At 37.1% G+C, this 21,042-nt stretch carries 22 protein-coding genes and 1 riboswitch; of the genes, 4 read left to right on the top strand and 18 right to left on the bottom strand.

Annotated elements, in window-relative coordinates; all coding sequences use genetic code 11:
* Position 1: 1 nt before the first annotated feature.
* Together purS and purC are read right to left on the bottom strand one after the other, a co-directional pair.
* Positions 2-256, bottom strand: a complete 255-nt coding sequence (gene purS, locus K4422_RS08565) for a phosphoribosylformylglycinamidine synthase subunit PurS (RefSeq protein ID WP_206903716.1) — start codon at positions 254-256, stop codon at positions 2-4.
* 1 nt (position 257) lies between these two features.
* The gene (gene purC / locus K4422_RS08560) at positions 258-986 is read right to left on the bottom strand and encodes a phosphoribosylaminoimidazolesuccinocarboxamide synthase (protein ID WP_230710566.1); all 729 of its coding nucleotides are present in this window, start codon (positions 984-986) and stop codon (positions 258-260) included.
* A 303-nt stretch (positions 987-1,289) separates the two neighbouring features.
* Between purC and K4422_RS08555 the strand changes: the two genes are divergently transcribed.
* Positions 1,290-1,670: a hypothetical protein gene (locus K4422_RS08555; RefSeq protein ID WP_206903718.1), complete on the top strand. Its 381-nt coding sequence runs from the start codon at positions 1,290-1,292 to the stop codon at positions 1,668-1,670.
* Positions 1,671-1,811: 141 nt separating this feature from the next.
* On the opposite strand, the gene purB is transcribed toward K4422_RS08555, so the two are convergent.
* From purB to K4422_RS08530, 5 genes are all read right to left on the bottom strand, one after another.
* On the bottom strand, positions 1,812-3,107 hold the full coding sequence (purB, locus tag K4422_RS08550) for an adenylosuccinate lyase (protein WP_230710565.1): 1,296 nt from the start codon (positions 3,105-3,107) through the stop codon (positions 1,812-1,814).
* 52 nt (positions 3,108-3,159) lie between these two features.
* Positions 3,160-4,290, bottom strand: a complete 1,131-nt coding sequence (purK, locus tag K4422_RS08545) for a 5-(carboxyamino)imidazole ribonucleotide synthase (protein ID WP_230710563.1) — start codon at positions 4,288-4,290, stop codon at positions 3,160-3,162.
* Complete coding sequence (gene purE / locus K4422_RS08540; RefSeq protein ID WP_230710561.1) at positions 4,274-4,762, bottom strand: 5-(carboxyamino)imidazole ribonucleotide mutase; 489 nt, start codon at positions 4,760-4,762, stop codon at positions 4,274-4,276. The genes purK and purE overlap by 17 nt, the downstream gene beginning before the upstream one ends.
* Before the next feature lie 177 nt (positions 4,763-4,939).
* Positions 4,940-6,235, bottom strand: coding sequence for a nucleobase:cation symporter-2 family protein (locus K4422_RS08535; protein WP_230710559.1), 1,296 nt, complete (start codon positions 6,233-6,235; stop codon positions 4,940-4,942).
* Positions 6,236-6,817, bottom strand: coding sequence for a xanthine phosphoribosyltransferase (locus K4422_RS08530; RefSeq protein WP_230710557.1), 582 nt, complete (start codon positions 6,815-6,817; stop codon positions 6,236-6,238).
* A gap of 88 nt (positions 6,818-6,905) precedes the next feature.
* Positions 6,906-7,003, bottom strand: a riboswitch (purine riboswitch).
* Between the two features lie 231 nt (positions 7,004-7,234).
* Here K4422_RS08530 and K4422_RS08525 point away from each other — a divergent pair.
* A complete protein-coding gene (locus K4422_RS08525) occupies positions 7,235-7,510 on the top strand; it encodes a hypothetical protein (RefSeq protein WP_206903724.1) in 276 nt (91 codons plus the stop codon).
* A 199-nt stretch (positions 7,511-7,709) separates the two neighbouring features.
* Here K4422_RS08525 and K4422_RS08520 read toward each other — a convergent pair whose 3' ends face one another.
* The 4 genes from K4422_RS08520 to K4422_RS08505 are packed head-to-tail and all read right to left on the bottom strand — an operon-like array spanning position 7,710 to position 10,358.
* Positions 7,710-8,390 (bottom strand): hydrolase, encoded by a 681-nt coding sequence (locus tag K4422_RS08520; protein ID WP_230710554.1) that lies wholly within the window; start codon positions 8,388-8,390, stop codon positions 7,710-7,712.
* 26 nt (positions 8,391-8,416) lie between these two features.
* Positions 8,417-9,034, bottom strand: a complete 618-nt coding sequence (locus K4422_RS08515) for a glycoside hydrolase family 73 protein (protein WP_230710552.1) — start codon at positions 9,032-9,034, stop codon at positions 8,417-8,419.
* Positions 9,024-9,821 (bottom strand): M15 family metallopeptidase, encoded by a 798-nt coding sequence (locus K4422_RS08510; RefSeq protein WP_230710550.1) that lies wholly within the window; start codon positions 9,819-9,821, stop codon positions 9,024-9,026. Before K4422_RS08510 ends, K4422_RS08515 begins: the two co-directional genes overlap by 11 nt.
* Before the next feature lie 24 nt (positions 9,822-9,845).
* Complete coding sequence (locus K4422_RS08505; protein ID WP_206903728.1) at positions 9,846-10,358, bottom strand: hypothetical protein; 513 nt, start codon at positions 10,356-10,358, stop codon at positions 9,846-9,848.
* Between the two features lie 112 nt (positions 10,359-10,470).
* On the opposite strand from K4422_RS08505, the gene K4422_RS08500 reads away from it, so the two are divergent.
* Entirely contained in the window at positions 10,471-11,418 is a 948-nt protein-coding gene (locus K4422_RS08500; RefSeq protein ID WP_206903729.1) for a Gfo/Idh/MocA family protein, read from the top strand.
* A gap of 182 nt (positions 11,419-11,600) precedes the next feature.
* Here K4422_RS08500 and K4422_RS08495 read toward each other — a convergent pair whose 3' ends face one another.
* On the bottom strand, positions 11,601-12,557 hold the full coding sequence (locus K4422_RS08495; protein WP_230710547.1) for an aromatic acid exporter family protein: 957 nt from the start codon (positions 12,555-12,557) through the stop codon (positions 11,601-11,603).
* A 141-nt stretch (positions 12,558-12,698) separates the two neighbouring features.
* Here K4422_RS08495 and K4422_RS08490 point away from each other — a divergent pair, with 141 nt between their 5' ends.
* Positions 12,699-13,304, top strand: coding sequence for an FUSC family protein (locus K4422_RS08490; RefSeq protein ID WP_206903731.1), 606 nt, complete (start codon positions 12,699-12,701; stop codon positions 13,302-13,304).
* A gap of 16 nt (positions 13,305-13,320) precedes the next feature.
* Here the strand turns inward: K4422_RS08490 and K4422_RS08485 are convergent, their stop codons facing one another.
* The 6 genes from K4422_RS08485 to K4422_RS08460 form a co-directional block, all read right to left on the bottom strand.
* The gene (locus K4422_RS08485) at positions 13,321-14,451 is read right to left on the bottom strand and encodes a sodium ion-translocating decarboxylase subunit beta (protein ID WP_230710545.1); all 1,131 of its coding nucleotides are present in this window, start codon (positions 14,449-14,451) and stop codon (positions 13,321-13,323) included.
* Positions 14,444-14,569 (bottom strand): OadG family protein, encoded by a 126-nt coding sequence (locus tag K4422_RS08480; protein WP_206903733.1) that lies wholly within the window; start codon positions 14,567-14,569, stop codon positions 14,444-14,446. Before K4422_RS08480 ends, K4422_RS08485 begins: the two co-directional genes overlap by 8 nt.
* 139 nt (positions 14,570-14,708) lie before the next feature.
* Positions 14,709-18,071: an FtsX-like permease family protein gene (locus tag K4422_RS08475; RefSeq protein ID WP_230710540.1), complete on the bottom strand. Its 3,363-nt coding sequence runs from the start codon at positions 18,069-18,071 to the stop codon at positions 14,709-14,711.
* A gap of 7 nt (positions 18,072-18,078) precedes the next feature.
* The gene (locus tag K4422_RS08470) at positions 18,079-18,780 is read right to left on the bottom strand and encodes an ABC transporter ATP-binding protein (protein WP_206903735.1); all 702 of its coding nucleotides are present in this window, start codon (positions 18,778-18,780) and stop codon (positions 18,079-18,081) included.
* Between the two features lie 190 nt (positions 18,781-18,970).
* Complete coding sequence (nagA, locus tag K4422_RS08465; RefSeq protein WP_206903736.1) at positions 18,971-20,119, bottom strand: N-acetylglucosamine-6-phosphate deacetylase; 1,149 nt, start codon at positions 20,117-20,119, stop codon at positions 18,971-18,973.
* A 75-nt stretch (positions 20,120-20,194) separates the two neighbouring features.
* Positions 20,195-21,028 carry a helix-turn-helix domain-containing protein gene (locus K4422_RS08460; RefSeq protein ID WP_230710538.1) on the bottom strand — a complete coding sequence of 278 codons (834 nt, stop codon included), beginning with the start codon at positions 21,026-21,028 and terminating at the stop codon, positions 20,195-20,197.
* Positions 21,029-21,042: the final 14 nt, after the last annotated feature.

Below are 21,042 nucleotides of genomic sequence, written 5' to 3'. Positions count from 1 at the left end.
ATTAAACTTCCTCCATTGCAGTAATTTCGTAACGATAAGTTTCCATGTTGACATTAGCAAGTAACTTGTCACAAATATTTTCAATCATTTCCTCAACGGGCCGATCGCCTTTAGCTACTTTAATTTCAAAATATTTTCCGATGCGAATCTCATCAATTTCTTCATAACCCATACGATGAACGGCACCTTTAACTGCTTGCCCTTGTGGATCTAAAACTGATTCTTTGTACGTTACATAAACTTTTACGAAATACATGCTATTGCTCCTCCACTAAAAATTGATTTTCTAAACGCTTTAAAACTTCTTCATAAACAGGAACCAAATCCCCTAAATCACGTCGGTAAATATCTTTATCTAAATGTTCATTGGTTGCCAAATCCCAAAGTCGACAAGTATCTGGTGAAATTTCATCCGCCAAGAGCAGTTGCCCGGAAGTGGTGCGTCCAATTTCAATTTTAAAGTCAATTAATTTAATGCCAATTTGGGCAAAAATTCGTTGTAACGCCACATTTACATTTCGAGCTAAATGTTTAATATCGTTAATCTCTTTGCCTGTAGCTAATTTTAGTAATTTTACGTGATCGTCATTAATGAAAGGATCATCTAGTTTATCTTCTTTGTAATAAAACTCTACAACCGGAAAACTAAGGGGTGTTCCTTCTGCAACTTGTAATCGTTTTGAGAAGCTACCTGCAGCAGTGTTCCGAACAACAACTTCCAGTGGAATTATTTCTACACACTCTATCAATTGTTCGGTTTTTGATATTTTCCCGACAAAATGAGAGGGAATTCCTTCGTTTTTTAGTTGTTGGAAAATTAAGCTGGTAATTTGATTATTTAGCGCCCCTTTGCCAGATACTTGATCTTTTTTAGCGCCATTTAACGCAGTAGCTTGGTCAAGATATTCTACCCAATAAACAGCTGGATCGTCAGTCGTATAAAGTTTTTTAGCTTTGCCGGCGTAACGTAATTCTTTTTTTTGCATTTTGCACCTCATTTTATTGACATTAAATTTTGCATCGCCAAAATCGTTCGTGTTTAACTTGTGTTTATTTTAACAATCGCAAAGATACGGGTCAACATTTATCTGGATAATAATTATCAAAACGTACTTAATTGTTCGTGTTTAACTTTTTTTCAAAAAAAATATTTTTATTGATATAACTATTCGTAAAATTTTTTAAAATAGTTTTTCAAAGCGGTTTTTAATGAAGCGTTTACAGTAAAATAAAAAAGTGTTATAGTACTTTTAGACTCATTGATAGGATTATTTTTAGGAGGCCTATGCATGGAAGAAAGTCAACTGGTTGCCAACTTTTTGGATTCCCTTGTATTTGAAGAAAAACGTCGGCTGTTTAACGACTTATTAGCAGTAGAAGAAGTTTATCAAATGAATAAAAATACTTCGTTTTATACTTTTCGCAAGGTAAAACAAGCATCAAAACGTCATGTTGACTGTCGCAAACGAATTTTTCGATATCAAAACAGTCACAACGAAGAGTTAATTATCGAACAGATTCATGAACAACGTTTCTTTAAAAACAACTATACTTTTAAAGTATTTTTTAATTTGGAAGAGTATAATTTTTCCTTTGTAGAAAACATCCTCGCTGTTTTGCGAGATGAAAGAATGCGCCATTATACACAACCAAAAGTAGTATTTGGTTAAAGATGCTGATTTATTATCAGCGTCTTTTTTTATAGAAATTTTGGTTTTGCGGCATAAGGTTCAAATAGCCGCAGAGTTATTTATAAAGTTAAACAACCAGAAATAAAAAACGACGAACCCATTTGCGAGTTCGTCGTTTTTTTATTCTAGACCGACACGTTTAAAGATTGCATCTACATTTTTAAGGTGGTAATGATAATCAAAGGCATCATCTAAGTCCTCATTACTTAAAATAGAAGTGATTTTTTCATCTTCTTCTAACAAAGGTCGAAAAGCCGTTTGATGATCCCATGCAAAGGCAGTTTTTGGTTGTACCAAATCATATGCTGCTTCTCGGGTCATTCCTTTATCAATTAACTTTAACATTACCCGTTGACTGTAAATCAGGCCAAAAGTAGCATCCATATTTCGTTTCATATTTTCCGGAAAGACTGTCAAATTTTTAACGATGTTGCCAAAACGATTTAACATATAGTTCAATAAAATTGTTGTATCCGGAACAATGATACGTTCTGCTGAAGAGTGAGAAATATCCCGCTCGTGCCACAACGGTACGTTTTCATAGGCAGTTAGCATATGACCACGAATCACCCGCGCCAGTCCACACATATTTTCAGAGCCAATCGGATTGCGTTTGTGTGGCATAGCAGATGAGCCTTTTTGACCTTTGGCAAAATACTCCTCTACTTCTCTTGTTTCAGATTTTTGTAATCCACGAATTTCAGTAGCAAAACGTTCGATACTAGTTGCAATTAATCCCATTGCAGCAAAGTACTCTGCATGTAAATCGCGAGGCAATACTTGTGTTGAGATTTCTTGGGGCCGAATTTCCAAGTGTTCACAGACATATTCTTCAATAAAAGGTGGAATGTTTGCAAATGTTCCCACTGCACCAGAAATTTTGCCAGCTTCAACTGCTTTGGCAGCATGATCAAAGCGTTCGATATTTCGCTTCATTTCAGAATACCAAGTAGCTAATTTTAAGCCAAAAGTAGTTGGTTCTGCGTGGACACCATGCGTCCGACCCATACAGACTGTGTTTTTGTGCTCGATAGCTTTATTGCCGATAATTTCTAAAAAGTTTTGTAAGTCTTTGCGTAAAATATCATTAGCTTGTTTTAATAAGTAACCGTAAGCTGTGTCAACCACATCGGTACTCGTTAAGCCGTAATGTACCCACTTGCGTTCTTCTCCTAAACTTTCTGAGACTGCTCTGGTAAAGGCAACCACGTCATGCCGCGTTTCCTCTTCAATTTCTAAAATTCTTGGAATATCAAATGTTGCCTGTTCGCGAATTTTTTTTACATCATCTTTTGGGATTTCACCTAATTCAGCCCAAGCTTCATCAGCTAAAATTTCTACTTCTAACCACGCTTTATAACGATTTTCATCTGTCCAAATTGCACCCATTTCCGGGCGTGTATAACGTTCTAACATGCAATAGCTCCTCTATTTTATATTCTATTTAAACTTTTAAGACACGCGTTATCTAATCCCAAATATTGGTTTGGTAGATTTCCTCTAAGGTGCCATAAATATCATCTGTGGTAATGGTAATGTGTCCCATTTTACGGCCAGATTTTGCTTGTGCTTTTCCATAATAATGAAACTGCCAATTGGGTTTTCGTGCAATCAAGTCATAGGTTTCCCCTAGCTCATCACCTAAGATATTGACCATAACAGCATCACTTAATAATTTGACTTCACCTAGTGGCCAACCGCAAATCCCACGTATATGGGCGTCAAATTGGCTTTGGCTGCAAGCTTCAATAGAATAGTGACCAGAATTATGCGGCCGAGGCGCTAATTCATTAACATAAATGCTACCTGTTTTGGTTAAAAACATTTCAATGGCCAAAACACCTCGTAAATCCAGCGCTTTTGCGATCACTCTGGCAATTCGTTGTGCTTCTTGTGAAACTTCGGTTGCAACTCGTGCTGGCGCAATCGTTTCATGTAAAATATTGTTACGATGGATATTTTCTACTACTGGAAACACCATAAATTCACCGCTGCCATTACCGGCAACCATCACGGAAATTTCTTTTTCAAAAGGAATCCACGCTTCCAATTCACAAGTACCTGAACGCAATAGATTCATGGACGGCGCCAAATCAGCAGTACTATATAAAACATACTGTCCTTTTCCGTCATAACCTCCCCGCGTGGTTTTTAACACACAAGGATAACCGATACTGTCAATAGCATCTTGAATATCAGTTGGGCTAATGATTGTTTCATAAGGAGCAATCACAATATTATTTTCTTCCAAGAAAGCTTTTTCCATTAAACGGTCTTGGGTAATCGCTAAAAGATCTGTACCTTGTGGGACATTGGCGGTATAAATAATCGCATTTAAGGCATCCACACTTACATTTTCAAATTCATAAGTAATTACATCACAACGTCGTGCCATTTCTTCTAAAGCAAAAACGTCGTCATAAGCTGCAACAATGTGCCAATCGGCCACTTGCGCAGTCGGGCAGTCTTCGGCTGGATCTAAAACACCAACACGAAATCCCATTTCCTTTGCACTAATGGTCATCATTCGACCTAATTGTCCACCGCCGACAATCCCAATTACAGCTCCTGGTAATAAAGGCTTAACCAAGTTGATCACTACTTTCCATCACAATCTCACGCATCGTCGCTCTCTTTTCAGCTAATTTTTGCGCTATGTCTAAATCATACATGGAAAGCATCTGCGCCGCAAGTAGTCCGGCGTTTGTTGCACCAGCTTGTCCTATTGCCGTCGTCGCAACCGGCACTCCAGCTGGCATTTGCACAATCGAAAGCAAAGAATCCAAACCATTTAATGTTCGTGATTTAACTGGAACACCAATCACTGGCAACGTTGTTTTGGCAGCGACCATACCAGGTAAATGTGCAGCGCCACCCGCACCGGCAATGATTATTTTTATTCCTTTTTCTCTTGCCCCCTCGGCAAATTCAAACATTAAATCTGGTGTTCTGTGGGCAGATACAACTTGTTTTATATAGCTGATTTCTAATTCATCCAACTGCTCACAAGCGTGTTTCATTGTTTCCCAATCGGATACGCTTCCCATAATTATTGCAACTTCTGCTGTCATGATTTGCTCCTTTATCGTTGACTTTTTTTTATTGTAACAAGGATAATTTCGACTGTAAATAATTACTCGAATAATAATATTGTTTTTAGTTTTTTCGTTCGTGTTTTATTTAAAACAAAAAAATGCAAATGACAAGCGCACTGTCATTTGCATCAATTTTCTATTTTGCTTTATTGCCTAATCAATCACGACTTTTTCATCATCTTTCAAACCGTTAAAGACAAGATTTAAAATAATCGCAGTTAAACTACTCATAACAATCCCATTACCGGTGAACATTTGAACAGTCTCTGGTAATTGGCTAAAAAGTTGTGGCATTAAGTTAAAGCCTAAGCCAAAACTAATGGACACAGCAATAATCAACAAATTTTTATCGTTGTTAAAATCAACTTTTGACAACATCTTCATTCCTTGAACAGCCACCATACCAAACATAACTAACATCCCCCCACCTAAAACGGGTTCAGGAATAATTTGAGCAATAGCACCGATTTTAGGGAAAAGTCCTAAAATAATTAAGAAAATAGCTGAAAAATAAATTGGTTTTTTCGTCTTAATCCCTGATAGTTGTACCAAGCCAACATTTTGTGAAAAACCAGTATATGGAAATGTATTAAAAATGCCACCTAAAATAACTGCCAATCCTTCTGCGCGGTACCCGCGTTTAAGATCATCTTCTGTAATTTTTTTACCTGTAATATCTCCTAGCGCAAAATAAACGCCCGTTGACTCTACCATACTGACAATCGAGATGATAATCATAAGTAAAATCGACCAAACATCAAAAGTTGGTTTTCCAAAGTAAAATGGTTGCGGAATATGGAAAACAGGTGCGTGACCAATTGCAGCAAAATCAACTAATCCCATCAAACAAGCCAGTAGTGTTCCCCCCACAAGTCCGACTAAAACAGAAATTGAATGCAAGAATCCCTTAGCGAAAACTTGAACACCAACAATTAATAAAATGGTGACAAAAGCTAAAATCAATTGATTGGGATCACCGAAATTTTGAGCTGTCACATCGCCGCCACCCATTTTGGTAATAGCAACCGGAATTAAAGTTAATCCAATCACTGTAATAACTGTTCCTGTTACCAATGAGGGGAACAATTTTTTAATCTTTGAAAAGAAACCTGCTACTAAAACTACAAAAATTCCAGAAGCAATAATGGAACCATAAATGGCACCAACACCTGATTTACTACCAATTAAAATCAACGGGGCAACAGCTTGAATGGCACACCCTAAAACTACCGGTAAGCCAATACCAAAAAATTTCGTTACTGTTAATTGTAAAAGCGTTGCAATCCCACACATGAAAATATCAATAGAAATTAAATAGGTCATTTGTGTTTCGTTAAAACCTAAACCTGTTCCGATTAAAAGTGGCACTGCCACGGCACCGGCATACATCGCAAGTAAGTGTTGCAACCCTAATACGGCTGCTTTTCCGTTTTGTGTCTGCTTATCCAATTAAGCATCCTCCTCGATAAATTCAACTTCACCTGCTTTTAATGATGCAATTCGTGCTAATGAAACAACTTTAATCCCCATGTCTTCTAAAAGTTTGCGGCCATCTTGGAAAGATTTTTCAATCACAATGCCGATTCCTTCAACATGAGCACCAGCTTGTTGACAAAGCTCAATTAAACCTTTTGCTGCCTGTCCATTTGCTAAAAAGTCATCGATTAATAATACATTGTCGTCTTTTGTTAAGAATTTTTTTGAAATCGAAACAGTACTCGTTACTTGTTTTGTAAAGGAATAAACTTGCGCTGTCAAAAGTTCTTCGTTCATCGTTAAACTTTTAGACTTGCGGGCAAAGACTAAAGGAACCCCTAATTCTTGTGCCGTATAAAGCGCTGGAGCAATGCCGGAAGCTTCAATCGTCACGACTTTTGTGATATTAGCTGCTCTAAAGACATCTGCAAAAACTTTGCCGATTGCCTCCATTAAAACGGGATCAACTTGGTGGGTTACAAAACTATCCACTTTTAAAACACCGTCACCTAATACACGCCCATCTTCTTTGATTCTTGCTACTAATTCTTTCATAATCACACTGCTCCTTCTTAATTTTTCATCTTTACTGCCAAACTAACAAAAAAAGACGCTTTTTGCCAGTCTAAGCAAAAAAAGCGCCTTACGCACGTTTTTTGCTTATAGTCCAGTATTTACGGTACTGGGTAGAGACTGTCGACCAGATTACGACGATATATAAGCAGGTATGTAGCTTACTGCGCCATGCGCAATAAATTATGTATTGGAGTATAACACCTTCATTGAAAACTGGCAACCAATTTTCTTGAAAGAATGATAATTTCTGTAAGATTTTTTCATTCCTTCTCAACTGCTGGTGAATAACAGTTACGACAAAATTTTAGCTCATGGCATTTCTGTCATAAAAAGGCAGAAACTTTTTTTAAAAACTATGCTATAGTGACCTTACTAGTTCGTCGTTGGAGGAAGATTATGCAAGCAAAAGAGTTCGTCACTATTTTGGCTACTATGCCAAAAAAAGAAAATTACCAAGGTCTTTATATCGAAGATGCTTTCGTTACAGCTATCAAAATCGATCAAAAAGGCGACTTTGTTTTCATTGCCGAAAAAAATAAAGCACCTTTAACCATTAAAGATTTACTGATTGCTCTTATGACCAATAAAAGCCGTGAACTGTATTATTGGCAAGACAATCACAAACAAAAAATCTACGGAATTAAAGAAAAAGACGCCAAAATTATTTTATAAATGCGCTTTAACCTTATAAAAGCTAAATTAGAAAACGAGTGATAAGATACGGAATTTCAGCGTAAAAATTTATTTTTTTAAAGAAACTTAAATTGGCTCGCACTTTTAATAACAGGTTATAATTGAATAAAAACCAGTCAAAAGTCTAGCAATTCAGCGAACTTTTGACTGGTTTTTTATCGGTTTTACTACAATTTATTTAGCCTTCCTTATCAATTTCCATTTGACGATAATGTTCCATTTTACGACTAAATAATTCCCCATTAGATGGTGGTGTAAAGGTAATGGCATTGGCGCCAGCTTGAATCGTTTCTAAAATACTTTCTTCTGTTGGACCGCCCGTTGCCATAATGGGTAAATCAGGATAGTTTTCACGGAAATGTCGAACAGTATCTGCCGTATCTTTGCCCGCACTGATATTAATAATTTTAACCCCCACCGCTAATTTTTCATCAATTGGTGTTAATTTAGAGGTCACTGTACTTACAACAGGAATATCTACTACGCGACAAACCATTTGAACGGTGTCTACTGATGTTGGTGCATTTAAAACGACGCCAATCGATCCTTGTGCCTCAGCAAACATCGACATATAAGTCGAACGTTCACCTTGTGTTAAGCCGCCACCTACACCAGAAAAAACGGGGATATCAGCAGCCTCAATAATCGATTTGGTAATAGCCGGGTGTGGTGTAAAAGGATACACAGCAATAACCGCATCGGCATCGGTATTGCGAATAATCGCGATATCAGTTGTAAAGATAATGGAACGTATCCGACGTCCAAAAATTTGTATGCCGGTTGCTTCGCGGATAATTTTAGGAACGCGCACGATATCTTTGCGTAATTCAGTCGAGATTTTCGGCATTTTTTGCTCCATGAAAACACTCCTCCTTTGATTGAAAACTAGTCATATTGCATTAAATTATACTCTTCTATCATACTTATAATTTTATCAGCATATTGAGGATCTGTCGCATATCCCGCCTCTTGTAAGGCTTTTGCAGCTTGTTTATAATCTTGGGCTAATAATACAGACTCATATTTTTGTCGATCCCAGTTCACACCGTTAACAAAAAGCATCGTGTGATCATCCATAGAAGCTTCCCAAGAATCATAAACCTTAAATTCACCCTTAATGGTGATATATTGTTCGTTGACAAATTCTTGGGTATCTAATTTTACTTTCGGGACATCTCCATAAGCTTTAATGCCAAATAAATTTTTATACTCACTAGCTAATTGACTTTGACCAAAATTCGACTCTAGCGCTGCCTGACCTAGGATAATGCTAGGTAAAACGCCATAGCCTTTTTGAAGTTCTTGGGCGTGGGGAACTAATTTTTTTATAAATTCTTTGCGACTGACTTCTTCATTTGTTACAGATGCCACTTGTGTCGGTGTAGTCGGCTGGCTTAATTGTTTAATTGAAAAAACAAAAGCCGCTAAAATAAGCAAAAATCCGGCTAAAATTGCTGGAAAGCCGGCCTTTTTACGTTTCGTGTATTTTCTTTTAATGCTCATAACCCTCCCACTTTTCTAATAGGTCAAGATACTCTTCCAGTGTTAAATTATGTTTTGTCATATATTCAGCACTTTTTACTCCAACATAACGTAAATGCCACGGTTCATAGGTGATTTTCGTAATAGCTTGTTTACCATCAGGATAGCGCACGACAAAACCGAAGCGACTGGCATTTTTTTGTAACCATTGCGCGCCTGGTTGACTACTGTAGCTTTCATCTAACACCATATTGGGATTAGAGGCTAACCAATTTTCATCTACAACATCTACTGCAAGTCCGGTATGATGTTCACTATAACCAGGTTCGGTCATGGTCAATTTGGCTTTTTGTGTTGCGGCTTCTTTAGTTAACTGCTCTTGATTTTCTAATTGCGTCACGCGCTCATTAAAAACTTGTTTTTGATAAGCAACTGAGCGAAACGCAGAAACCAGATGGAGCTTGATATTGTCTTTTTTAGCAGCGTCCGTTAATTCTTCATAACTTTTCACGATCCTTTGATCGACAATATGCCCATCAGCTAAGGTGGTTAATTGTTCTTCTGGTACTTCTGTTACGATTTTATGATCCGGGCTAACTAAGACTAACCTCCAATCATCTCGTGCAATCTGTGGCAAGTCTGTTGGTCGCATAGGTGTTGAAGAGGTGGTGGTTGTTGTCTTTTTGGCACTAATGGCTGTGGATGCCACTGTTTTATTCGCATAATTTTGTTGATATTGACCAAAAAAAACAAAAAAAGTGGCACAAGCTACGATTAAAACCGCACCTACTCCGATTATTTTATTCAAAAGTCTAAAACGCTCCTTTAATAGCTATTGATTGTAGGTTTCTTCTAAATTTTCATTAACCCAAGCTAACAGGCCAACTTTTTCTTGTTGTAACTGTTGTTGAATCCGTGCTGGCAAGCGAAAACTTAAGATATCATCAAAACCCCACTCATCATACGTAATAAAAACGCGTAAATCAAGCAACTGATTATTCTCTTTTTCTTCATTATGGGTAATTACTTCAACATCAGCCAACTTTTTTTGTAACCATTTTTGTGCAATCTGCGTTTTCAAACGGCGATATTCACTAACTGCCTGCGTTCTTTTTTCGGGGAAAATAATCGTTTGGCGCAGCACTTTTTGCATGAGCATCCATTCATAATCGCTAAAAAGATTCTTAATTTTTTGATTTTGCTCTGGAGTTAATGTACCGTTTCCACTCTTCCATTTTTCCCAGCTGACCTTGTCAGTATTTAACACATTTTGATAAAATGTTACTTCATTTGTGTACTGTTCTTTAATTGTTTGTACTAAAATGGTGATATATACTTCGTGCATAAGAATCCTCCTCTTATTTATTTTACTTAAATTATTTGTTTAAGATAGGTATAGGCCTGTAACTTTCCTAATTTTTAAAAGATTGCTAAACTAAAGCAAAGGAGCTGATTTTATGAAAAATTACAAATGGGGAATTGCCGGTACTGGTGGGATTGCCCACGAATTTGCGGAAAATTTTACCGGTAAACAAAGTACCCTTACCGCTGTATCTTCTCGTAAAGAAGAAACAGCAAAAGAATTTGCCACTCGTTATCAAATTGCCAATAGTTACGGCACGTATGAGGAAATGCTCAATAGTGATATCGATATTGTCTATGTGGCAGTCCCAAATGCCACTCACTATGATTATATCAAAAAAGCTTTAATAGCAGGCAAACACGTCTTATGTGAAAAAGCCATCACAATGAACTTAGCTGAACTAGAAGATGTCATGAAAATTGCAGAAGAGAAAAAATTAATCTTACAAGAAGCAATGACAATCTTCAACATGCCATTATACGATGAACTAACACGCTTAATTGATCAAAACAAATTAGGCAAATTAAAAATGATTCAAGCACCTTTTGGCAGCTACAAAGAACCCGATCCTAAAAATCGCTTTTTTAATCCAGCATTAGCCGGTGGTGCTTTACTTGATATTGGCACATATGCGGTTTCTTTTGCCCGTTACTTTTTATCTAGCACACCAGTTGTTGTTGCAACTACTATGGTACCTTTTTCAACTGGCGTCGATGAACAGTCGGTGACCATTTTACGTACAAAAGAAGATGAATTGGCTACCGTTAGCTTAACCTTCCAAGCAAAAATGCCCAAAATTGGTATTGTAGCTTTTGAAAATGGCTATTTGGAAATTAATGACTATCCTAGAGCAGATAAAGCGACATTAACCTATACAGACGGCAGCAAAGAAACTATTATTAGCGGTGCCAGTAACGCAGCTTTTGGTTATGAAATTGATAACTTAACCGCAACTATTGAAGGCAAACCCAATAAATCTCTCTTTTTAACCCATGATGTTATTGCTATTTTAGATCAAATGCAAAAAGATTGGGCTAAATAGCACAGTTTTACAACCGGGTACTTAACAAGTCACTAACTAAAAAAAGCAACATAAACTACTTCCGAACATTTTTCCTAAAACATTTGGAACACCGTTTATTCGTAAAAGCGCTTGACTGATTTTAGTCCCCTTCTCTTTTACAAATAAGCGGTGTTTTATAAGTAATTTTTGCGCCCTCTTTTTTAATTTTCTAAATTACTACTAAATTCCACCTTTGTTTCAATAAAACTGGTAAACAATTGCAGAAATTGAAACAACCGGGCCCGATTTTCAAATTCTAAACGGTCTTTAGGCAGTGGACTTTCTTCATAGTTATGACCAATTGCTGCAATTAACTGTAACAATTCGCGGCCATCATTGTCATACCCAAATGTTTTGGCGGTTGTTTGCAACAAATAACGCATGTCAGCTACATATTCTTCTTCGACTTCAATCTGATCCAATAAGTTTATCATGTCTCTTAAAATCAATACTTGCCCACGCCGCATCGTAAAATAGGTGGCAAAAGTCGTGTCTTCTTGAAACCATTGATTTTGCTGATGCCGCTTGGCTTTAATTTGTGCTTCGTGTAAATATGCCACGAGCTGTCCACAGGTTTGTTGGGCTTTTTTGGCAGCAGCAGGTGTATTTAACCCACTTGCCAGTTGGGCTAAAAGCTTTTTAAACATCACCTCAATAATTGTCTGTTCTTCTTTTAAATTTTTGCCAATATCAGGCATATACAAATTTGCCAATAAGGCAAGCCCTACACCTAAACTCATTAATAGAAATTCGTTAGTAATAATTTGCCACGCAAAAGATTGTTCCGTTAAGTAATGGGTAACTAAAACCGAATTGACAACGATGCCGTCATCTAGTTTGAAATAAACGGAAACTGGAATAAATAGCAATAAAAAAATACCAAAGGAAAAAGGATTAAAGCCCAATATATTAAAAATAAAAAAGGCGATAATCGTCGCAATAATCAAAGATACGACGCGATAAAAAGCGGTGAGTAGCGTAGCTTTTTTGGTATTGCCGACACTTAAGACGGCAATAATACCGGCTGCTGGTGCATATAATAAATTTAATAATTGCGCAAAAAACATCGCAAAACTGGCAGCAATTACTGTTTTAATCGTACGTAATCCAATTTTCATAAGACCCTCCTTTGCTTTTAGTTTACCGATTTCACAGTAAACTGGCAATCTTAATGGATTTTCGTTATCATATTTATAGAAGAACAATCAAATTTCACCAGCTTATTTACAAAGCAAAAATTATAGAACAGGAGCTAAATAATGCGATTAGGACGTTTTCGAATTGGAATGCGCACCATGAAAACAGCACTAGCAGTTATGATTTGTATCTTGCTTTTTCATTTTATCGACCGTGGGCAACCTTTGATTGCCGCGCTAGCTGCTGTTTTTTCATTGCGTCAAGATTTAACCACAACCGTTTCTTTTGGCAAATCTCGCGTCTTGGGTAATTCAATTGGCGGTATTGCCGCAATTCTTTATTTTTTTATCAAACAATATTTCCACCATGATTTCTTAGTAGAATTGGTTGCGTTACCGATTTTTGTAGCTTTGGTGATTATTGTCTCTGATGGAATTAATAATAATTCTGGTATTATTTCAGCAATTGCCACCATGCTTTTAATTACGCTAAGTGTAACCGAAAGCCAATCGGTTTATTTTGCCATTGATCGGGTGTTGGACACCTTTATCGGGACGTTTATTGCCTTAGCGATTAACTTCATATTGCGGCCACCGACCAACGAAAAAGAAAAAGAGATTGCCGAAGATTTAGTGGAATTAAAGAAAAAAGAAGAAAAATTACACTTTATGCTTGCAGAAGTACAAAGCGAAATAAAAAAAAGAAATGAAAAAGAAGATGGTCAATGATGGCCATCTTCTTTTTTTAACCAAAATAAGCTAACAACGTTCCCGCTGCCACGGCAGAACCAATAATGCCAGCTACATTAGGCCCCATGGCATGCATTAACAAATAATTCGTCGGGTCATTTTTTAAACCTTCCTTGTGCACCACTCTGGCTGCCATCGGCACTGCTGAGACACCGGCTGCACCTATCATCGGATTTATTTCGCCCTTTGTTAGTTTACACATTAATTTGCCAAATAATATTCCTGCGGCCGTTCCAATGGCAAAAGCAAATAATCCTAAAATGATAATTTTGATTGTTTCTAACGATAAAAAAATGTCCGCTTCTGCTTTGGCACCAACCGTTAACCCTAGCAAAATGGTAATAATATACATCATAGCATTTTGCAGCGTTTCAGTTAACTTAGGTACCACTTGTGATTCACGAATCAAATTACCCAACATCAGACAACCAATTAAGGTCGTCGCTGCCGGAACCACCAGCGCTACAAAAATGGTGGTAAAAATTGGAAAAACAATCCGTTCTTTTTTTGTTACTGTCCGTTGCATTTGCATTTTAATTTTCCGCTCTTTTTTTGTAGTTAAGGCATTAATAATTGGCGGTTGAATCAACGGTACTAGCGCCATATAAGAGTATGCGGCAATTGCAATCACAGACAATAGATGCGGCGCTAATCTGGTAGTCAAATAAATGGCAGTCGGACCATCTGCACCACCTATAATTCCGGTTGCTGCCGCTTCTGGTCCAGTCATACCGAGTAAAATCGCCCCAAAGAAGGCCGCAAAAATTCCAAATTGCGCTGCCGCACCTAAAAGTAGGGTTTTGGGATTAGCTATTAAAGGACCAAAGTCAGTGGATGCCCCCAAACATAAAAAGATAAGCGGTGGATAAATTCCCAGATTTGTTCCTTGATACAAATAATACAAAAGTCCCCCTGGTTCAACATCTGTCGGGCTAGCAAAAATTCCTGTAAAAGGTAAATTCACCAATAAAATACCAAAAGAAATGGGTAATAGTAAGTAAGGCTCATATTCTTTAAAAATCGCCAAGTATAAAAAAATAATCGCAATTAAAATCATAATCAAATGTTTTCCCGTCATGCCGGCAAAACCCGATGTTTCTATCATATTTTGTATAATCTCAGTCATCTTTCATCTCCTTAAAAATCTTTTTAAATAAAAGTAACGCACCCCATAATGCCGTTAAAATAAAAAAGACAAATAACATGGCAACAATTGTAATCATTCCTGCTTCTTTTAAAGACATTTTCCTCCTCCTTTGTTGTTATTACTTTAATTGTAACAAAACTGTCCTAAGACACAAAACGAAAACGGATACAAAGAAAAATAAAAAAGATCCGTCCGCTTGTCTCTTAAGACAAAAAACAAAACGGACTTGATCTTTTTTATTCATTTGATTTTAAGGCTTCAATCATATCCACGTTTTTTAACTTAACATAGACAAAAATACCCACAATTATCGTAAAGAAGATTGTAATGAGACTGGCATACAAATAGCTCAAAGGCTGAATAGTTGGTGAAAACATGACCATATCTAACTCTACTGTCTTCAAGACAAAATCGTGTTCAATTTTACCTAAGATTAATCCAAGTAAAATACCGAAGATTGTTAAAATAATATTTTCCCGATAGATATACATGGTTAATTCATTATCGTAAAATCCTAAGACTTTGATGGTTGAAAGCTCGCGAATTCTTTCAGAGATATTGATATTGTTTAAGTTATACAAAACAATGAAGGCCAAAAGTCCCGCTGAGATAATCAATACCCAAACTACAATCGTCAACGCTTGGGTCGTGTCATCTAGTGCATTTAGTGAATCTGATAGAAAAGTTACATTGACAATACCAGGATTGTCCATCAACTTTTCGGCTACGTCTTTTTCCTGACTGCTGGTTAAATCCTTTTTAAATAATAAGAAAGCAGCATTGTAATCCGGCTTTTTATGAAAGACTTGTTCATAATAAGCTGGGCTCAAATAAGCAAAATGTCCGGTATAGTTCTCAGCAATTCCCGCGATTTTAACTGGATAGCTTTGTTTATTGTTATCTTTTAACTGAATGGTGTCCCCAATTTTTAGGTCAAAAAGTTGCGCCAATTTTTCATTAATTACAGCACCCTTGTTTTGTAATTGGTATTCCCGCTTACTTTGACGATTATTTAATAAAATGAACTGGTCTAAATCTTTGGCATTTTGCGGTACATAGACACTAACATCTTGCGGTGTTTTACCATGACCGGAAACGTTGAAGGTCTCCATGCTAACTGACAGCGTGTCTTGATAGCGATTTAATTGTTTGGCATCTTTTTGGTAACGATCTTTTGCTGCCTGATCATCACTAAAGGAAACAACAGCTTGGTAATGCCACAATTTCTCAAATTGCAAAGGGATGATATCGGTAATGGAGTCCCGCAAACCAAATCCGGTCACAATCATGGCCGTACAGCCAGCAATTCCGACAATTGTCATCAGCATCCGCAATTTATACCGGAATAAGTTTCGCAGTGTGACTTTTTGATTAAAGTTCAGGCGTTTCCACAACGGTTTAATATTTTCTAACCACACGCGTTTTCCGGCCTTTGGTGCTTTAGGACGCAGCAAAGTTGCAGGGGGTGCAATTAAATCAAGTCGCACCGTCAACATCGCGACTCCAACGGTACAAATCAAACCCACGACAATACCGATGATTGTATAATTTAAATACCATGGTGTAACAAAAGAAGGCAAGTTATAAAGTTGACCATAGGCTTCAATAATAATACTTGGAAACAACTTGAAGCCAACCAATAACCCCAGTAGTGAACCGATAATTCCCGCTAATAAGGAATAAATAAGAAATTTCAAAGCAATTTCATAATTGCGATACCCTAACGCTTTAAAAGTTCCAATCTCGCCTCTTTTTTCTTCTACCATTCTACTCATAGTAGTCAAACTAACCAATGCTGCAATCAAGTAAAATATCAGAGGAAAAACGGTCGCTAGCGAGGTAATGCGATCGGCATTTTGCTTGTATTCTGTATAGCCGGGATTATCATTGCGATCACTAAAAATATACTCGGCTGGCTTTAGGTCACTTAAACGTTTTTGCTCATTTTTTAATTGTAATTCTGCATCTAGTAATTTAGGCATATTGGCACTTGTTTCTGCTTGAAAATCTGCCAATTGCTTTTGGTATTCTTTTTCGCTATCTGAGATTTGAGTTTCAGCCTTTTGCAAATCCTCCTTGGCCTTTTCATTTTCTTTGGCTAGGGTTTGTTTAGCTGTGCTCAATTTTTCAGCATCTTGTTCCAGCGCTTTTTTTGCTTCTTCCAATTTTGTTTCTTCTTGGGCTAAGCTCCGTTCTTTTTCTTCAATCTCACGAAGATCAAAAGAGCTGTCTGTTTGACTATTTTGCAATTGTGTTAACTGATTTTTTAAGTCGCTCACTTGTTTGGTGACTTCTTTTAAAGCTGCCATAATATCGGCTGACGTCGTATTTTCTTCATCCCAATTGTTGATCATTTTAACCAGCTCGTCGGCTTGCAATGATTCTGCCAGTTGCAAAAGGGAACTTTTCTGTTCACTAATCATATCTGAAAGTTCTTCTTCATCAACCGTCAGTTGCTCTAACTGACTTTTCAAATCATTTCCACTCGTAATTTGTGCTTGAACTTGTTTGATTTTCAAATCATTTTCCTGGGAAGCTGGAGCAGTAGTTGCCGCTTTACGCGCTTTTCTTACATTTTCTTGCTCAGTTTTTAACAATTGCGCCTGTTGGTTTAATTCTTCATTTCGCTGCTGGAGTTCCTCTTCTTCTGTGGCCAAATTTTTTGCCGCTGTTTCTTGGGCTATTTTGCCATCTTTTGTTTTGGTGGCTAATTCCTTTTTGGCATTGTCAATTTTTTCTTTGGCTGCTTTTAGTTTATCTTCGCCTGTGTCTAAAGCTTTCTCACCTTTTGTAATTTCAGCTTGAACTGCTTTTAATTGTACTTGAGCTTCTTCTTTGACCTCAACTAGACGTAGCTGTGGTCTTTTAGCCAACTTTCTTTTTAGGCTTTTAATTCCTTTATCCGTAGTATCTTCATAAGTCTTTGAATAGGCCACCTGTTTTTTACTATCTTTAAATTGCACCAAAATCCGGCTATAGGCTTTAAGATTCAAGTCACTTTTATCAACGACTGCAAAATAATCGACCGTACCAGTGCCGACATTAGTATTCCCACGTTTAATATTTTCAATGTATTCCGGGCTATTCACAAACCCCACAACTTTAAATTCTCTTCTTTTTAGCTGTTGTTTTTTATCATCATCAACTGCCACTGTAAATTTGTCACCAATGCGGTAGTCTTTGTGATAGTCTGCTAAATCATCTAATGCAATTTCACCTGACTGTTTGGGTAAGCGCCCTTTTACGATGTGATACTGATTTAGCTTTTGTTTTTTATCATACCCCAAAAATCGCAATACTTGGTTTTTATCGCTTAAATTTAAATCAAGCATATATTCCGGTTCTGCGGTTGCGACTTGGCTATCTTCTTTGATTAAATCAAGATCCGTATCGGATAGACCTAATGTTGCTATTATGGTAGCATCTGCTAATTGCGTTTGATCATAATAATTATCACTGGAGGTGATCATGTCTGGTCCTGTTGCACCAATCCCAACAAAAAAGGCTGTTCCTAAAAAGATGATACCTAGAATCGACAAAAAGCGAGCCGGTGAATTTTTTATCTCTTTCAAACTTGTTTTGAGCAAAGCACTTTTCATCTATTCCTCACCACGCAATCTCTGCAACAGAAAGTGGGTTTTCGTTTAGCGTGATACTTCTAACCTTGGCGTCGTTAATTTTAATCACCCGATCGGCCATTGGTGCAATAGCAGAATTATGGGTAATAATAATTACCGTTGTTTGAAATTCCGCTGCTGTATCTTTTAAAATTTCCAAAATCTGTTTCCCTGTTTCATAATCCAATGCCCCAGTTGGTTCGTCACAAAGCAAGATTTTAGGTTTTTTTGCCAAAGCGCGAGCAATCGTTACTCTTTGTTGCTCCCCTCCGGACAATTGTGCCGGGAAGTTATTCATACGTTTGCCTAAACCAACTTTAAGTAAAACCTCTTCTGCATCCATAGCATCAGTTACAATTTGTGATGCTAATTCTACGTTTTCTTTGGCAGTCAAGTTAGGAACTAAATTATAAAACTGGAAGACAAAACCCACGTCATTTCTTCGATAACCGGTTAATTGTTTGGCATCAAAACGGGCAATGTCTACGCCGTCCACTGTAACTTGGCCACTATCACAAGTATCCATTCCTCCCAATATATTTAGAACTGTCGATTTTCCAGCACCACTTGGCCCTAAAATAACAGCAACTTCACCCTTTTCAACACTGAAGGTAATATTATCATTGGCGATGATTTCAGTGTTGCCCATTTGATACTTTTTCACCTCATTAAATACTTCGATATAACTCATAAAATTAGCTCCCTCACAAAAAAAAATTCTCGTTAATTTAAGTTTAACACAAGATATTTCTTACACAAAAATTCAACTGTCGAATTTCATTTTTTCTTTGACGGAAATTTAAAATAACGCAAAGTATTTCCTGCAACAAAAAAAGACGATAACCAATATTTTGGCTATCGTCAAAAAAAATCTATTTAAATTAAGCTTCGTAGCGTTTTGTGCCATCTAAATAAGTGGCAGCTAATGTCATATCGGGATTCAAGACGATAAAGTCTGCATCCCGCCCTTTTTTAATCAAACCACATTTGTCATCGATTTTACAGCTGACAGCTGGAACCCAAGTTGCCATCATAATCGCTTCTTCTGGTGTGGCAATTTCCCAATCCACTACATTTTTGATTGCTTCTTTTAATTTCAAAATACTACCGGCTAAATTGCCTTCTTTCATACGAGCAGTACCATCTTTTACGACTACAGGAAATTCGCCTAAAATATAATTTCCATCTGGCATACCGCCAGCCATCATGCAGTCCGTGATTAATGCTACATGATCATGTCCTGCTTTTTCCATTAAAATTTCAGCCGCTTGTGGATGAACGTGGTGACCATCACAAATTAATTCTGAAAATACATGTTGCAGGCTAAGTAGCGCACCAACCATACCGGGTTCGCGGTGATTCAAACCACGCATCCCATTATAAGCGTGAACAAACACGCTTGCTCCAGCTTCAACAGCTTCCGTTGCTTCTTCTAGCGTTGCATTGCTGTGACCCAATGCAACAACAACACCTTCTTCAGTTACTTGGTTAACAAATTCGCTAACGCCTTTACGTTCAGGAGCTAACGCAATTTTTTTAATCAAGCCGCCCGAAGCTTCTTGCCATTCATGGAAAGTATCAATATCTGGGTCGCCAAAGTAAGATGGATTTTGCGCACCTTTATGTTCTTCTGTAAAGAATGGTCCTTCAAAATAAATCCCTTGAATTTTAGCACCTTTTACATCTTGGTATGTGTCGCCAATTGTTTTTGCAACATCTTTTAATAACTCTTTTGTAGAAGTTAAAGTTGTTGGCAAATAAGAAGTTACGCCACATTCCAACAAACCTTCAGACATGATTTTCAAACCTTCAGCATTATTGTCCATAACATCTTGGTTTTTGTAACCATGAATATGTGTATCCACTAAACCTGGGGCAATCCATTTGCCACTATGGTCAATAATATTCGCATCTTTTTCAGGTAGTTCAGCATAGTAGTTACCAAATTTTCCGTCAATAATTTCTAAATAGCCGGCTGATTTGGTATCAGAGTTTAAGAAAAACTTGTCAGCATAAATAAATGTTCGCATTTAAATCGCTCCTTTGATTTACTAACTTAAAATTACTCCTTCTTTTCCCAGAAGTCAAGAAAGGTCTACACCATTTTACAGATTTGTAATCCGTTGGACAGCGCTAGATATTTTGAAGTATTTTTCGCATTGCTCATTTTTGCCCTGCGCTTCATAAATCAAGCCCTCAAGGCGGAAAAGTTCTTCCAAATAATAATAACTTTTTTGTTTGCGCACCATTTCCGTTCCTCGTTTGACAACGTCCATCGCTTCGTCATAACGCTTTTCTCGATATAAAAACAGACCGTAATTATAGAAAACTTTTGCAAGCCGACAGTCGATACGTTCATTTGGCAATGTATAAAAGAGTTCCATACTATAGGCTAAGTTGAACTCGCCTTCTTTTTTTTGGCCTAAATCCACTTGCACGCGACCGATACAAGAAATTAATTGAATTTCATTTGAAGCAATAAAATGTTTATCTGCTTGAAATGTATAAGAAAGACCGTGTTTTAAATGTTGTAAAGCCAACTCCAAATCTTTACCCAAAAAGTATTCACAACTACCTAGATAATAGTAATAGAGCTGTAAATCTGTGTCTAAATACAACTGGTCTAAAATAGCTGGTTGGTTTAATAAGGCAGCAAGCTTTATATACTCTTTATGAAAAAAGTGATAAGCCATTTGATCTAAGAGTAAATTTACTTTTCTAATCTCCTCAAAGTGGAGCGTCATAACTTGATCGATTGTTACGCCTAAGCGTTCGCACAAATTTTGCATCACCAAGACATTTGGTAATTCTTCATCATTTTCAATCCGACTTAAGACACTTTGCGAACAAATATTTTGCGACAACATTTTTTGCGTTAATTTACGATCTTTACGAATTTGTTTTAAAACGTGGCCAAACGAAACATTTTCTGCTGTCATTATTCTAACTGCCT

The organism is Enterococcus sp. SMC-9 (assembly GCF_021011285.1).
Lineage (GTDB): Bacteria > Bacillota > Bacilli > Lactobacillales > Enterococcaceae > Enterococcus_C > Enterococcus_C montenegrensis.
This window is presented reverse-complemented; position numbering and strand designations above follow the sequence as displayed.

What these genes read in the sequence shown, in the direction of transcription:
- K4422_RS08520 (WP_230710554.1), bottom strand. Translation starts at nt 8,390, where the DNA reads ATGGAGCAAAAAATGCCGAAAATCTCGACTGAATTACGCAAAGATATC.
- K4422_RS08475 (WP_230710540.1), bottom strand. Translation starts at nt 18,071, where the DNA reads ATGAAAAGTGCTTTGCTCAAAACAAGTTTGAAAGAGATAAAAAATTCA.
- purC (WP_230710566.1), bottom strand. Translation starts at nt 986, where the DNA reads ATGCAAAAAAAAGAATTACGTTACGCCGGCAAAGCTAAAAAACTTTAT.
- K4422_RS08490 (WP_206903731.1), top strand. Translation starts at nt 12,699, where the DNA reads ATGCGATTAGGACGTTTTCGAATTGGAATGCGCACCATGAAAACAGCA.
- K4422_RS08495 (WP_230710547.1), bottom strand. Translation starts at nt 12,557, where the DNA reads ATGAAAATTGGATTACGTACGATTAAAACAGTAATTGCTGCCAGTTTT.
- K4422_RS08525 (WP_206903724.1), top strand. Translation starts at nt 7,235, where the DNA reads ATGCAAGCAAAAGAGTTCGTCACTATTTTGGCTACTATGCCAAAAAAA.
- K4422_RS08460 (WP_230710538.1), bottom strand. Translation starts at nt 21,028, where the DNA reads ATGACAGCAGAAAATGTTTCGTTTGGCCACGTTTTAAAACAAATTCGT.
- K4422_RS08555 (WP_206903718.1), top strand. Translation starts at nt 1,290, where the DNA reads ATGGAAGAAAGTCAACTGGTTGCCAACTTTTTGGATTCCCTTGTATTT.
- K4422_RS08515 (WP_230710552.1), bottom strand. Translation starts at nt 9,034, where the DNA reads ATGAGCATTAAAAGAAAATACACGAAACGTAAAAAGGCCGGCTTTCCA.
- K4422_RS08480 (WP_206903733.1), bottom strand. Translation starts at nt 14,569, where the DNA reads ATGTCTTTAAAAGAAGCAGGAATGATTACAATTGTTGCCATGTTATTT.
- nagA (WP_206903736.1), bottom strand. Translation starts at nt 20,119, where the DNA reads ATGCGAACATTTATTTATGCTGACAAGTTTTTCTTAAACTCTGATACC.
- purS (WP_206903716.1), bottom strand. Translation starts at nt 256, where the DNA reads ATGTATTTCGTAAAAGTTTATGTAACGTACAAAGAATCAGTTTTAGAT.
- K4422_RS08505 (WP_206903728.1), bottom strand. Translation starts at nt 10,358, where the DNA reads ATGCACGAAGTATATATCACCATTTTAGTACAAACAATTAAAGAACAG.
- purB (WP_230710565.1), bottom strand. Translation starts at nt 3,107, where the DNA reads ATGTTAGAACGTTATACACGCCCGGAAATGGGTGCAATTTGGACAGAT.
- purE (WP_230710561.1), bottom strand. Translation starts at nt 4,762, where the DNA reads ATGACAGCAGAAGTTGCAATAATTATGGGAAGCGTATCCGATTGGGAA.
- K4422_RS08530 (WP_230710557.1), bottom strand. Translation starts at nt 6,817, where the DNA reads ATGAAAGAATTAGTAGCAAGAATCAAAGAAGATGGGCGTGTATTAGGT.
- K4422_RS08500 (WP_206903729.1), top strand. Translation starts at nt 10,471, where the DNA reads ATGAAAAATTACAAATGGGGAATTGCCGGTACTGGTGGGATTGCCCAC.
- K4422_RS08485 (WP_230710545.1), bottom strand. Translation starts at nt 14,451, where the DNA reads ATGACTGAGATTATACAAAATATGATAGAAACATCGGGTTTTGCCGGC.
- K4422_RS08470 (WP_206903735.1), bottom strand. Translation starts at nt 18,780, where the DNA reads ATGAGTTATATCGAAGTATTTAATGAGGTGAAAAAGTATCAAATGGGC.